Below are 12,948 nucleotides of genomic sequence, written 5' to 3'. Positions count from 1 at the left end.
GTTGTTTTTTGCACTTGGTATACTTTTAGCTCATGAGCGAGGTACTGATCATCGGCGCCGGGCCGACCGGCCTGGCCACCGCAGCCGAACTGGCGCTGGCCGGAATCACCGTCACCGTCCTGGAGTCCCGAACCGGCCAGGACATCCCGAGACCCGTCGGCCTCCAGCCGAGAACGGCCGAACTGCTCGATCTCCGAGGCCTGATGGCCCGCCTACCGGACGGCGAAGGGCCGGTAGGGCACTTCGCCGGTCTGCCGGTCCCCTTGGACTACGAGGCCTGGGGAACGCGGCACCCGCGCGTCACACGCACCTCGCAGGCCCAGCTCGAGCGAGTGCTTGAGGACCAGGCGGTGAAACACGGCGCGGTGATCCTGCGCGGACGAGAGGTGACCGGCGTCGAACAGGACGAAACCGGGGTCACCGTCCGGGCCGGGAGGGAGTTCCGCAGCCGGTACCTGGTGGCCTGTGACGGCGGCCACAGCGCCGTCCGCAAGCTCCTCGGCCTCGAGTTCCCCGGCCGCACCGAAACCTACGTCGCGACCATGGCCCACCTCACCCTGGAAACGACGTCCGAACTGGTCCCGAAGCAGGCCAACCACTTCAGCGAGGTCACCCGCCAGGTACCAGGACACTGGGCGATGCTCACCCCGCTACCCGAAGGGGGTCACCGTTTCGTGTTCGGCTCGTCGACAGCGGACCAGCCGCGACGCGATGCCCCGATCACCGAGACAGAGGTCCGCACGGCCCTGACAGCGCTCTATGGCGACGAAACCCGGCTCGGCGAGGTCCACGCCGCCAGCCGCTTCAGCGACGCCACACGGCAGCTGGAGCACTACCGCCACCACCGCGTCCTGTTCGCGGGCGACGCGGCCCACATCCACCCGCCACTCGGCGGCCAGGGCCTCAACCTGGGCGTGCAGGACGCTTTCAACCTGAGCTGGAAACTGGCCGCGACCCTCCACGGCACCGCCCCCACCGGCCTGCTGGACACCTACGAAACCGAGCGCCACCCGGCGGCCGCCCGCACGCTGCACCACACGGCGGCCCAGCGGGTCTTCACCGCGCCAAACCGCACCGAGAACACCGAGGCGCTACGAGAAATCTTCATAGACCTACTACGCGGGCCGGAAGCCAACCGGCACATCACGGGCCTCCTGTCCGGCCTGGACCTCCGCCACCCCATGCCCACAGCGCCGGACCACCCGCTCCTCGGCCTCCGTATGCCCGACCTCGACCTGGCCACGGGCCCCTTGTCAGCCCTCATGCACGACGGCCGCCCCCTGCTTCTGGACCTGGGCAACCACGAAATCCCCCAGGGCTACCAGGACCGCGTAAACCACATCCGCACCACAACCACGACCCACCACGACCTCTACCTGATCCGCCCCGACGGCCACCTCAGCTGGGCGGGCCACACAAACCCCACCCCGGCCCTGGCCCACTGGTTCGGCGCCCCAGCCAAATGCCCCTGAAGGCCACCTTCACGGCGTAAAACGCCGTGAAGGTGGCCTTCAGGGGCAGTCAAACTAGATGTTCTCGCCGGTGGGCAGCAAACAGACGGTCCGTTCCGGCGGCCCGGCGTAGACCAGCGGGACATCCCTCTCCCCGCAAACGGTCTCCCGGCTCACTCCGTCATGAACAGTCACCCGGGCCTCGGCGTTGGCACTCCCGCAACCCACCTTGGCGACCGAGGTCTCGTCATCAACGTGCGTCAGACAATCCCCGGTCCGCACATTCAGCGCCAGGCAAAGACTGGACGTGGGCCGGTTGCGGCTGTCATAGATCCGAAACCGCACGTAGTCCGACCCGATACAGGACGTATACGCCCCCTGAACGTTGTCGACCCGGTAAGTCGCCCGGTCGTCCTCGCAGCTCAGCTTGTGAAACGTCTGAGAGTCGCTACCGGCATCGGACAGATACAGGCAGCTGCCACTGCTCGGCCCACTCCCCAGCGTCCCCAGCGCGGCGACGCCGAACGCGCTCAGCGAGCCGACCCCCAGCGCCACGGCGAGGCCGACGCCGATCCAGACCTTCGCGGCGGTGCCCACCCGGCGCACGGGCGGCGGCGCCGGAACGGGCGGCATGGCCATGGGGTAGCCGCCGGTGGTGGTGAACTGCGGCACCGCCGGACTGGCCGTCTCGAAGTCCGGCGCGCGGAACGGATTGTCCTCGCGCGGTGGCTCTTCGGGCGTAGGTGTGGTCAAGATGCCCCCTCCAGTTGCGCCCCACATCTTTCCACCAGTGGCACCGAGGTGGGAGGGTCCGCCCCGCGGAACGTATAAAGGGATGGTGACCGATGGCCCCTTGATCGTCCAATCCGACAAGACCGTGCTCCTCGAGGTCGACCACCGACAGGCCGAAGACGCGCGGATCGCCATCGCGCCGTTCGCCGAACTCGAGCGTGCGCCAGAGCACATCCACACCTATCGGATCACGCCGCTGGCCTTGTGGAACGCGCGTGCGGCAGGGCACGACGCCGAGCAGGTCGTCGACGCGCTGACCAGCTATTCGCGGTTCCCGGTGCCGCAGCCGCTGCTGATCGACATCGTCGACACGATGGGCCGGTTCGGCAGGCTCCAGATCGCCAACCACCCCGCGCACGGGCTGGTGATGTCCACCACCGACCGCGCGGTGCTCGAAGAGATCCTCCGGCACAAGAAGATCAGCCCGATGCTGGGCGACCGGATCGACCCGGACACGGTGATCGTTCACCCGTCCGAGCGCGGGCGGCTCAAGCAGGCGCTGCTGAAGGTCGGCTGGCCCGCGGAGGACCTCGCCGGGTACGTCGACGGCGAAGCGCACCCGATCTCGCTCGACGAGAGCGACTGGACGCTGCGTGAGTACCAGCGCCAAGCCGCGCAGGCGTTCTGGGCGGGCGGCTCCGGCGTCGTCGTGCTGCCGTGTGGCGCGGGCAAGACGATGGTGGGCGCGGCGGCCATGGCGCAGGCGCAGGCCACGACGTTGATCCTGGTGACCAACACCGTCGCGGGACGGCAGTGGAAGCGCGAGCTCATCGCGCGGACGTCGCTGACCGAGGAGGAGATCGGCGAGTACTCCGGCGAGCGCAAGGAGATCCGGCCGGTCACCATCGCCACCTACCAGGTGATCACCCGCCGCACCAAGGGCGAGTACCGCCACCTCGAGCTGTTCGACTCCCGTGACTGGGGCCTGGTGGTCTACGACGAGGTCCACCTCCTGCCCGCGCCGGTGTTCCGGATGACCGCGGACCTGCAGTCCCGCCGACGGCTCGGCCTCACCGCCACGCTGGTGCGCGAGGACGGCCGCGAGGGCGACGTGTTCTCCCTCATCGGCCCGAAGCGCTACGACGTCCCGTGGCGCGACATCGAGGCACAGGGCTGGATCGCACCCGCCGAGTGCACCGAGGTCCGCGTGACACTGACCGACAACGAGCGCCTCCAGTACGCGACGGCCGAAGCCGAGGAGCGGTACAAGCTGGCCGCGACGGCGTACACGAAGACCAAGGTGATCAAGTCGATCGTCGAGAAGCACAAGGGCGAGCCGACGCTGGTCATCGGCGCGTACCTCGACCAGCTGGAGATGCTCGGCGACGAGCTCGACGCCCCGGTCATCCAGGGCTCCACCCGCAACAAGGAACGCGAGGAGCTGTTCGACAAGTTCCGCCGCGGCGAGGTCACCACGCTGGTGGTGTCCAAGGTGGCCAACTTCTCGATCGACCTGCCGGAGGCCTCGGTGGCCGTCCAGGTCTCCGGGACGTTCGGCTCACGCCAGGAGGAGGCCCAGCGCCTCGGACGCCTCCTGCGCCCCAAGGGTGACGGCCGCCAGGCGCACTTCTACTCGGTCGTCTCCCGCGACACGGTGGACACCGAGTACGCCGCCCACCGCCAGCGCTTCCTCGCCGAGCAGGGCTACGCGTACCGGATCGTCGACGCCGACGACCTGATGCGCCCCCTCCCGCCCACCGAGTGAGACCCCGCGTCGACGGTCCCCGAAGGCCACTGTCTTCTAAGGCCCGTCGCCTCGTCGGCGACGGGCCTGACGGCGTCTAACGCCGTGAAGGCTCCCTTCAGGGACTTGGGCGATCACTGAAGGGAGCCTTCACGGCGCGTCGCCGAGCGTCAAACCCCGCCCCTGCGCCCGCCCGGCCTCGGCGGCCGGAAGCCGCGTGCCGGGGTCGAGCGGGTTCGGGCCGATGGCGGCGACAGAAGCCTCGTCCGGCACCACGAGAGTCACTTTCGCACCGCCCGCACGCAGCTCGTCGGCGAGGACGTCCAACGGCTTGTCCGCCGGGAAGGGTGCGTCGACGCCCATCGGCGCGATCACCACGATCTCCGCCGCCCCGGCCGCGTAGTCGAGGTTGTGGGGCGAGCGGACACCGCCGTCGACGTAGCGCTCGCCGCCGATCGTCACCGGCGGCCAGATGCCTGGCACCGCGCAGCTCGCGGCCACCGCGTCGATCAGGGCGACCCCGGAAGTCTTGTCGAACAGGCGGGGCTCGCCCGTCCTCGCGTCGACGGCGACCAGGATCATCCGCCGCTCCGGCCACTCCGGCGAGGGCAGCCGCGTCGCGACCGCGGCCCGGCGATCCGCTTCGGGCACTGTGTCGGCGGCGAGCGCGAAGGCGCCGACACGACGACGCATTTCGTCCACCGAGGTCACGCCCTCGAGCGCCGTGCCGAATGCCGCGGCGAAGTCCTCCAGGTCGAGTTCGGCCGGGATTTCCTTGGCCTGTAAGGAAGGTTCGGTCTGGCGGGCGAACAGCTCGTCGAGGGAGAGGCCGCTGCCGAGCTGCGCGGCGACCGCCGCCCCCGCCGAGGTGCCGATGAGCAGATCCGCGCCGGTGACGTCCTGGCCGCCCTCGGCGAGGCCGGCCAGCAGCCCCGTCGTCCACGCGATCCCGGCGACCCCGCCGCCGCCGAGCACCAACGCCTGTCCTTCGAGCACCACTGCCTCCTCGCCCTCGACTAATTCTTCTGGGTGAAAGTCTCCAGGAAGAACGGCATGCCCGCCCCTCCCCCGGCCCGAACGACGTTGAAACTGTCGGACCCTCGAACTACTGTTCGAAGAACGCTACCGAACACCAGTTCGAGGGGAAGACATGACCATCGCACCGTTCCGCCCGGGTACCCCACCGGTCCAGACCCTGCCGCCGGGGCGGTGGCACGGCCGGATCTGGGTGTCCGACGAGCCGCTCAGCCAGCCGGGCAGGTACCTGACCTGCGTCGCCGAGTTCGAGCGCTCCGGCCTGTGGCCGGTGCTCATCCCGCACGACCAGCGCTTCGCCGCGAACGGCGAGGACTGGATCGACGACAGGGGCAGGCTCGCCCCCGCGGAGCACAAGGTCGCCTCGGTGGAGCCGGGAGCGGCGCTCGAGCGCTGGTGGGACGTCTCCTGCTGTGACGGCGCGTGCCTGCGGCCGTTCGGCGCCCAGTTCCCCGGCCTGGCGCGCAGGCCCTCGTCCTCGCGCAAGGCGGATCCGCTGGCAGAGGCGGGCAACACCGGCTCGATACTGGCCGCCCGCGCGCCGCACCGGCTCGGCCTTGTCCAGACCGAGCGCCCCGCCGACATCCCGGCGCTCCTGGGCTGGACGGGCATGATCAAGTCGACCGACCGGGTGGCCGAGCTGTCCGCGGTGCTGCGCAGCTGGGAGGAACGCTTCGGCGCGACGCTGATCGTGCTGGGCTTCGACACCCTCGAGCTCTCCGTTTCGGCGCCGCCGCGCAGCCAGGCCCGCGCGCTGGCGGTGGCCGCCGAGCACCGAGCGTTCAGCCTGCCGACGTTCACCAACCAGCCCGGAAACCTGCGCGAGTTCGCCTCGGGGCTGGTCCAGGCCCGGCATTGGCGGTTCTCATGGGCCTGAGAACCCGGCTCGGCCTTGCGCGGGGGCACCTCGCAAAGCCGAGCTCAACGGATCCTCGTGACCAGGCACCAGAAAGAGCTCTGTCGCTGCTTCGCGAATGGTTGCGGGGAAACGGCCCTGAACGAGTGGACGTCGAAGATCGTCGCCCGGCGTTGGAACGGTTGGCGGAGTCGCTACGTCTACTTCGACGACGCCAAGGCAAGGGCGCCACGGGACGCGGTGTCCCTGGTGCACAAGCCCGGCGTCAGCCCGCCAAACGCCGGATCGTGATCGCTCGATCACAAGCTGAGCAAGCGCTTACTGATTACAGTCAGCGGCCAGTGAGCGGGGTTCGGTTGAGTACTGGTGCGGGCGCAGGCGGCCCGCGCGCTGTCACTGGGGGTCAGCGCGCCGGCCGCCCGCTTGAGCCCCGGAGCTCAGGCCGGGCCTGCCACGAGGGCGGCGAGTTTCGCGCGGACCTCGTCGGCGTAGGGATGCGAAAGTTCGGTCAGCAGCCGGACGGCACGCAGCCAGTGCTCCCTGGCCAGCACCGGGCTGCCCAGGCGGAGGTGGTTGGTGCCGAGCTGCGTCAGCACGGAAGCGGCCTCGTAGAGCTCGCTGCGGGCGAAGTGCATTTCCACCGCCAGTTCCTCGCTGCGGATGCCCTCTTCGGCGCGGCCGAGCCCGATCAGCGCGCCCCCCCCCCCCCCCGCGTCTCCAGGCCGAATCGCACCGCTTCGCTGGCCCCGTCGCGCTCCCAGATGGCGAGCGCGCTGTCGACCAAATCGAGAGCCTGCACGAATTCGCCCTGCGCGACGCAGATGGCGCCGAGCCCTTGGAGCACGTCCGCCTCGAAGTTGCCCAGGTTCAGCTCCCGCACGATACGGAGCGCCTCGGTACCCCATTCGTGGGCGAGGGCGAAGTCCGCGTCGCTGTAGGCGGCCAGCGCGAGGTTGTAGAGCGCTCGCGCGGCCCCTTCGCGCTCGCCGAGTTCCAGCTGGATCTCCAGCACCTGCCGCAGATAGCGGATGGACTCGGTGAAAGCGCGGGCGACACCGTTCGCGACACCGAGGCTGCTGAGGATGGCGGCCTCGCCTGGCCGATTCCCGTCGGCGCGCGCGGCGAGCAGGGCCAGCTCACAGACCGAACGCCAGTCGTCCAGCCTGGTCCGGATCAGGAAGTAGGGCTGCAGCAGCCAGGCCAGCTGCCAGCAGACCTCGTACCGCCCATCCCGGTGGGCGAGGTGCACGGCGGCGACGAGGTTCGGGCTCTCTTCGTCGAGCCAGTCCAATGCCTGGTCGTAGCCGCCGAATCCCAGCCCCTCCGGGCCCTGGCGGTCGACGAGCCGGTAGTAGCGCTCCGGCCGCAGGATCCGCGAAGCATTCAGCGCGGAGGCCTGGTACCAGTCGAGCATGCCGTCGAGCGCCGCCCGCCGGTCGGCTTCGTCGTCGACGTGCTCCGAAAGCTCTCCGGCATAGGCCCGGATCAGGTCGTGGAACTGGAACCGGCCCGGCCGGGGTTGCCCGATCAGGTGGGCGGACGCGAGCTTCGCCAGGCTCAGCCGGGCCTGCGTGAGGTCCACACCCGCGACGGCGGCCGCCGCGGGCGCGCTGAAATCGACCCCGGTGGAGAGGCCGAGCAGCCGCAGCAGCCGGGCGGGTTCGGGCCGCAAGGCCTGGTAGGACGAGGCGAACACCGCCCGGATGTTGGTCTCGTCGCCATCGACGAGGTCGAACGAGCTGAGCCGGTCCTGGTCACGTTCAAGCCCGGAGACGAAGTCCGCCAGAGAAACGTCCGGGAACTGCGCGGCGCGCACGGCGAGGATGCGGATGGCCAGCGGCAGGCCGCCGCAGTACCGCACGAAACGCTCCGCGGCCGAACAGTCCCCGCTGACACGTTCCACCCCGATGGTCGAGACCAGCAGGGCGACGGCGTCCTCTTCGGCCAGCTCCTCCAGCGCGACGCGCCGCGCGCCGTGGGTGGCGACCAGCGCCCGCAGCTGCCAGCGGCTGGTCACCAGCACCAGGCAGCCGGGCCCCGGCAGCAGCGGCCGCACCTGTTCGGTGCTGTTGACGTTGTCGAGCAGGATCAGCAGCCGACGTCCCGCGCTGTGGGTGCGCCAGGCCGCCGCGCGGCCGTCGAGGTCGCCGGGGATCTGGTCGGCGGGCACGCCCAGCGAGGTGAGCATGTTCTCGAGCGCGGCCGCGGGCTCGACGGGCTCACCGGGGCCGTTGCCGCGCAGGTTGAGATACACGTGGCCGCCGGGGAAACGGTCCCCCACCTCGTGCGCGAAATGGACTCCGAGCGTCGTCTTCCCGATGCCACCCATACCTTCGATGGACGCGATCGGGGTCGAGGTCGTCGTGTCGAGCGCCTCGGGCACGAGTGCGTGCAGCGCCTTGAGATCGAGCTCCCGCCCGGTGAAGGCGCGCAGATCGGCGGGCAGCTGCCGCGGGGTCAGCGGCTCGGCGCCGAGCCGGTAGCGGGCCAGCCCGGCGTCGACGGCGACCTCGCTCGGCTCCTGCCCGGTGAGGATCGACTGGCGCGAGCGCTGCAGCGAAGGCCCCGGGTCAAGGCCCAGTTCGCCATTCAGCACGGAGCTGATCTCCTGGTAGACGGCCAGCGCCTCGACCTGCCTGCCGGTCCGGTGCAGCGCGATCATCAGCTGCTCGTGGAGGCGCTCGCGCAACGGGTTCTCGCGGCTCAGCCGGGTCAGCTCGGGAATCACGGTGGCGTAGTCGCCCAGCGCGAGCTGCGTGCCCGCCCACTGCTCACGCACCCGCAGCCGCTCTTCGGCCAGCTGGCCGGCTTCGTCGAGCAGCAGCGTGTCGGAGTCGACGTTCAGCAGCACCGGGCCCCGCCACTCGGCCAGCGCCGAGGCGAAGAGGCTCGCACCGTGGCGCAGCTCTCCCCGCTCGACTGCGTGGCGCCCCTGCGCCGCGAAAGCACGGAAGCGGGTCAGGTCCAGGGAGCTCTCATCAAGTTCGAGCAGGTAGCCACCGCGTTCGGTGCGGATCACCACCTCGTCGCCGAGCGCCCGCCGCACGCGCAGCATGTAGGTCTGCAGCGCGCCCTTGGACCGGCGCGAGTCGTCGCCCCACAGCCAGCGGCCGAGTTCGTCGACGGACACGACCTGGTTGGTACGCAGCAGAAGTCCCGCCAGCACGATCAGGGGCCGGCTGCCCCCGAGGGGCACCGGCTGTCCATCGGCCAGCACTTCGGCCGGGCCCAGCACGTGGAAGTCGAGCGCCACAACCCCCATTCTGCTGGTTGCCCGCCGAATCGGCACCCGAATACCAGAGTCCGCCGAAGTGGCATGATCGGTGGTGATGAACGTCTACGCGATCGGCATGCGCACACGGTTCCGTGAGATCACCGTCCGTGAGGGAATTCTGCTCCATGGCGAAGCGGGCTGGGGTGAGTTTTGCCCGTTCGCGGACTATTCCGACACCGAGAGCGCGCCCTGGCTCGCCTCGGCGCTCGAAGCGAGCGAGCGCGGCTGGCCGTCGCCGGTCCGCGACCGGGTGGAGATCAACGCGACAGTGCCGATCGTCGACCCCGAGCGGGCGTACGAGCTGGTGAAGGACTCGGGTTGCCGGACGGCGAAGGTCAAGGTCGCCGACAAACGGGCGACGCTGGCCGAGGACTGTGCCCGGGTCGAGGCCGTTCGAGACGCGCTGGGCCCGAGCGGCGCGATCAGGGTGGACGCCAACGCTGCCTGGGACGTCGAAACGGCACTGCGCGCGATCGCCGACCTGGACAAGGCCGCGGGCGGGCTGGAGTACGTCGAGCAGCCGTGCGTCACCATCGAGGAACTGGCCGCCGTGCGCCGGCGCGCCGGCGTGCGGATCGCCGCCGACGAGTCGATCCGCCGCGCCGAGGACCCGCTGAAGGTCGCCGTGGCCGGCGCCGCCGACATCGCGGTCCTCAAGGTCGCCCCGCTCGGCGGCGTGCGCCGCGCACTGGAGGTCGCCGAGGCGTGCGGGTTGCCGTGCGTCGTGTCCTCGGCGGTCGAGACCAGCGTCGGCCTGGCCGCGGGCCTGGCGCTCGCCGGTGCCCTGCCGGAGCTGGACTACGCCTGTGGGCTCGGCACGCTTTCCTTGCTGAACGAGGATGTCAGCACCAGTTCACTGTCCCCTGTGGACGGTTACCTGCCGGTCCCGGCCCGCGCGCCCGAGCCCGACCTCTACGGCTACGTCGCCGCGGACGCCGACACCCGAGCCCGCTGGCTCGACCGCTTGAGCCGCGTCCGCGCGCACCTCCGCTGACCCACGACTCGTCGACGAATCGTGGTCTCTCACGCGCAAGAGACCGCAATTCGTCGACGAGTTGCGTACTAACCGCAGTGCTCGAACGGGCTCTCGTAGGTGGCCGAGCCCGCGGAGCCACCCCACTTGACGCACTTGCTGCCCGCCGCCGCGCTGACCGGCCCGGCGTAGTAGTCGAAGCTGCCCGTGTCGGCCTTGCGTGCTGCTCCCTGGACCTCGAGGAACGCCGAAACCGCGCTGGCCGTGCCGACCGAGGTGCTCTTGATGGTCGTGACGCAGTTGGCGGCGGTGCCACTGTTGTAGAGCAGGTACGCCGTCCCCGCCGAGCCCAGCGCCGCCGAGTCGATCACCTTGAAGCCGCTGCCGCAGACCTCGACGGCGTCGTACGGGTTGGTGTTCCCGCCGCCGCCACAGGTGTTGTGGGAGGTGACGTTCTGGATCGGGTAGCCGAAGGTCGTGCCGTTGAAGACCGCCTTCTGCGTGTTGTCCGGGTACGCCTGGTCGGTGGTGCGGACCTCGTAGTGCAGGTGCGGCGTGATGTTGTTGCCCGGCTTGGAGGTGTTGCCGAGCTCGCCGATCTTCTGCCCCTGCGAGACCTGGGCGCCGAGAGCGACCGACCGCGCGCGCAGGTGGGCGTAGTAGGTCGACCAGCCGCCACCGTGGTCGATCTTCACCAGGTTGCCGTACCCGTTCACCGAACCCTGGTTCGCCGAGATGACGACCTTGCCCGCCGCGGCCGCGACCACGGTGTCCCCGAGGTCGGCGGTCGGCGTGCTGCCCCGGTTGAAGTCGATCTCCCAGCCGACGTGCGCGCTCGAGTTGCTGTTGTTGCCGTTCCACACCTGGTTGCAGGGGAACGGCAGCTGGAAGTTGGGCCGCGGCCCGGCGGCACTCGCCGGCGAAGCCGCCGCGAGCACCCCGGCCAGGCCGAGCGCCAGCGTCGCCACCACGGTGGCCATGCGCCTGATTGTCATGCGAAGTCCTTTCTCACCTGCTTCAGGCCCAGCGTCCGGTATGGGTGTACAAGCGAGATACAAACGGTTCAGCCGAGCCAGGGCTTCGCGATCCGCGCGTAGGTGCCGTCGTTGAGGACGAGGTGCAGCCACTGGTCCACCCACTCCTGCAGCACGACGTCGCCGCGCGGCAGCAGGTACGCCTTCTCGGCGAAGGTGAACGGCTGATCGGGATGCACCGCGCAGAGCTCGGGGTGCTGGTTGGCCTGCCAGCGGGTCTCGGTCGCGTCGGTGATCATCAGGTCCGCCCGCCCGGCAAGGATCTCGTCGAAGATCGTGTTGTTGTCCGGGTGCCGCACGATCGTCGCCTGGTGCAGGTTCGCGGCGGCGAACTGCTCGTTCGTGCCGCCGGGGTTGACGACCACGCGCACCCCCGGCTGGTCGATCTGGGCCAGGGTCCCGAACCGCTGGACGTTCTCGCACCGGGTGATCGGCGTCTTCCCGTCCTTCATGATCGGTGCGGTGAAGAACGCCTTCTTCGCGCGGTCCAGCGTCACCGAGATCCCGCCCATCGCGAGGTCACACCGGGTGCCGACGTCGTCGGTGAGCGCCTTCCACGTCGTCTGCACGAGGGTGAGCCGCACCCCGAGCCGCTGCGCGAGGTCCGCGGCGAGTTCGATGTCGACACCGCTCCACTTCCCGGCCGCGTCGCGGTAGGTCAGTGGCCGGTAGTCCCCGGTGCCGCAGACCCGGACCTCGCCGCGGGCGGTGATCGTGTCCAACCTGCTCCGCGCGTCTTGCCCGCTGTCCGGCGCGGCGCTGGCGGTGCCGATACCCAGCACCGCCAGCAGCGCGATTCCCAGTGAAGCCACCTTCGCGTTGATCGTCATCAGGTCATCTTCCACGCCCTTTGGTGCGCCCGCACCAGCCATTGGTCGGCCCACTCGGCGTCGGGACGCTCACGCAGCGGGGACGTCGTCTGCAGCCTCTCGAGCTTGTCCTCCAGCTCCACGACTGCGTCCAGCGCCTCACCCTGGGTGTGCCGCCCCTGCCGCAGTTCGACCAGCCAGGTGCGCCACGGCTCGGCCATCGGCAGCGTCATCCGGCCCGTCTCCAGCAGCTCGACGCCCTGGACGCCCAGCCGGACCATGTGCATCGCGTACTTCGTGTCGAAGCCGTACTTCTCGATCAGTTCCGGCCTGGCAGGCATGCCGCGCCGCACAAGCAGGTTCCCCCGCTGCGCGCGGCAGTAGCCCAGAAACCGGGCGGCCGCCTGACGCGAAATGATCCGGTCCGCGTGCGCCCTCAGCTCGTGCCCGAGCTCCTCGACCCGCACGAGTTCGCTTTCCGGCGCGAACAGGGGCAGCAGCACGGTCGGGTTTCCGTTCAGCGCCAGCCGCATCCACTTGCGCAGCGAGTAGACGATCAGGTCGAGGTCGCCGACGCCCGACCGGCCGCCTTCCGGCTGGGACCGGAAGACGTACTGGTCGAACCGTTTCAGCCCGGCGACGTACTCGGGCGGCTCGACGCAGATGCCCATCTCGTCACGGTCACCCTGCTCGGTCACGGCGGTCCCGTGCAGACCGGAGCCGATCTGGCAGCGCAGGATCGTGCCGCCCTCGGCCAGCGCGGCGAACTCGGGAGTCTCGTGGTCCATGCGCTTGTTCTACTTTCCCGGCCCACTCCACGCACCTCGTTTTCGCGACCCCGAGTGCCGTCTCAGGGTCGGATTCCGGGGTTGGCTCCGGGCCGTTCCCGGATGTGCCCAGGGTCGGTTCCGGGCGAATATTCGTCCATGACGAACAGCGCGAACGCCACGGAGACCACCATGAAGCTCCGCCGCAGCCGGACCGACAAGATGCTCACCGGCGTCAGCGGCGGCTGGGCCGACTACCTCGGTGTGGAGCCC

12 protein-coding genes are annotated in these 12,948 nt (G+C 70.0%); 5 read left to right on the top strand and 7 right to left on the bottom strand.

Annotation, left to right across the window (positions count from 1 at the left end; all coding sequences use genetic code 11):
* The first annotated feature begins 32 nt into the window (after positions 1-32).
* A complete protein-coding gene (locus QMK34_RS25045; protein ID WP_326416770.1) occupies positions 33-1,472 on the top strand; it encodes an FAD-dependent oxidoreductase in 1,440 nt (479 codons plus the stop codon).
* Between the two features lie 54 nt (positions 1,473-1,526).
* Here the strand turns inward: QMK34_RS25045 and QMK34_RS25040 are convergent, their stop codons facing one another.
* Entirely contained in the window at positions 1,527-2,204 is a 678-nt protein-coding gene (locus QMK34_RS25040) for an LppU/SCO3897 family protein (RefSeq protein WP_326416769.1), read from the bottom strand.
* An 85-nt stretch (positions 2,205-2,289) separates the two neighbouring features.
* Here QMK34_RS25040 and QMK34_RS25035 point away from each other — a divergent pair, with 85 nt between their 5' ends.
* Positions 2,290-3,948, top strand: a complete 1,659-nt coding sequence (locus QMK34_RS25035) for a DNA repair helicase XPB (RefSeq protein ID WP_326416768.1) — start codon at positions 2,290-2,292, stop codon at positions 3,946-3,948.
* 129 nt (positions 3,949-4,077) lie between these two features.
* Here QMK34_RS25035 and QMK34_RS25030 read toward each other — a convergent pair whose 3' ends face one another.
* Positions 4,078-4,923 carry a patatin-like phospholipase family protein gene (locus QMK34_RS25030; protein ID WP_326416767.1) on the bottom strand — a complete coding sequence of 282 codons (846 nt, stop codon included), beginning with the start codon at positions 4,921-4,923 and terminating at the stop codon, positions 4,078-4,080.
* A gap of 154 nt (positions 4,924-5,077) precedes the next feature.
* Between QMK34_RS25030 and QMK34_RS25025 the strand changes: the two genes are divergently transcribed.
* A complete protein-coding gene (locus tag QMK34_RS25025) occupies positions 5,078-5,839 on the top strand; it encodes a DUF4253 domain-containing protein (RefSeq protein WP_326416765.1) in 762 nt (253 codons plus the stop codon).
* A 416-nt stretch (positions 5,840-6,255) separates the two neighbouring features.
* Here the strand turns inward: QMK34_RS25025 and QMK34_RS25020 are convergent, their stop codons facing one another.
* On the bottom strand, positions 6,256-6,459 hold the full coding sequence (locus QMK34_RS25020; RefSeq protein WP_326416764.1) for a hypothetical protein: 204 nt from the start codon (positions 6,457-6,459) through the stop codon (positions 6,256-6,258).
* Between the two features lie 47 nt (positions 6,460-6,506).
* Entirely contained in the window at positions 6,507-9,071 is a 2,565-nt protein-coding gene (locus QMK34_RS25015; RefSeq protein WP_326416763.1) for an AfsR/SARP family transcriptional regulator, read from the bottom strand.
* 76 nt (positions 9,072-9,147) lie between these two features.
* On the opposite strand from QMK34_RS25015, the gene QMK34_RS25010 reads away from it, so the two are divergent.
* Entirely contained in the window at positions 9,148-10,086 is a 939-nt protein-coding gene (locus QMK34_RS25010; protein WP_326416762.1) for an o-succinylbenzoate synthase, read from the top strand.
* A gap of 68 nt (positions 10,087-10,154) precedes the next feature.
* On the opposite strand, the gene QMK34_RS25005 is transcribed toward QMK34_RS25010, so the two are convergent.
* The 3 genes from QMK34_RS25005 to QMK34_RS24995 form a co-directional block, all read right to left on the bottom strand.
* On the bottom strand, positions 10,155-11,045 hold the full coding sequence (locus QMK34_RS25005; RefSeq protein ID WP_442785209.1) for a M23 family metallopeptidase: 891 nt from the start codon (positions 11,043-11,045) through the stop codon (positions 10,155-10,157).
* 83 nt (positions 11,046-11,128) lie between these two features.
* Entirely contained in the window at positions 11,129-11,929 is an 801-nt protein-coding gene (locus QMK34_RS25000) for a transporter substrate-binding domain-containing protein (RefSeq protein ID WP_326416759.1), read from the bottom strand.
* Complete coding sequence (locus QMK34_RS24995; protein ID WP_326416758.1) at positions 11,929-12,696, bottom strand: nucleotidyltransferase domain-containing protein; 768 nt, start codon at positions 12,694-12,696, stop codon at positions 11,929-11,931. The genes QMK34_RS25000 and QMK34_RS24995 overlap by 1 nt, the downstream gene beginning before the upstream one ends.
* Before the next feature lie 102 nt (positions 12,697-12,798).
* On the opposite strand from QMK34_RS24995, the gene QMK34_RS24990 reads away from it, so the two are divergent.
* On the top strand, positions 12,799-12,948 hold a 150-nt coding region (locus QMK34_RS24990; protein ID WP_442785208.1), incomplete at its 3' end, for a PspC domain-containing protein.

Source organism: Amycolatopsis sp. H20-H5, assembly GCF_035828755.1.
GTDB lineage: Bacteria > Actinomycetota > Actinomycetes > Mycobacteriales > Pseudonocardiaceae > Amycolatopsis.
Note: the sequence above shows the minus strand (reverse complement) of the source record. Positions and strands in the feature narration are given on the sequence as shown.

What these genes read in the sequence shown, in the direction of transcription:
- QMK34_RS25045 (WP_326416770.1), top strand. Translation starts at nt 33, where the DNA reads ATGAGCGAGGTACTGATCATCGGCGCCGGGCCGACCGGCCTGGCCACC.
- QMK34_RS25025 (WP_326416765.1), top strand. Translation starts at nt 5,078, where the DNA reads ATGACCATCGCACCGTTCCGCCCGGGTACCCCACCGGTCCAGACCCTG.
- QMK34_RS25010 (WP_326416762.1), top strand. Translation starts at nt 9,148, where the DNA reads ATGAACGTCTACGCGATCGGCATGCGCACACGGTTCCGTGAGATCACC.
- QMK34_RS25005 (WP_442785209.1), bottom strand. Translation starts at nt 11,045, where the DNA reads ATGGCCACCGTGGTGGCGACGCTGGCGCTCGGCCTGGCCGGGGTGCTC.
- QMK34_RS25000 (WP_326416759.1), bottom strand. Translation starts at nt 11,929, where the DNA reads ATGACGATCAACGCGAAGGTGGCTTCACTGGGAATCGCGCTGCTGGCG.
- QMK34_RS24995 (WP_326416758.1), bottom strand. Translation starts at nt 12,696, where the DNA reads ATGGACCACGAGACTCCCGAGTTCGCCGCGCTGGCCGAGGGCGGCACG.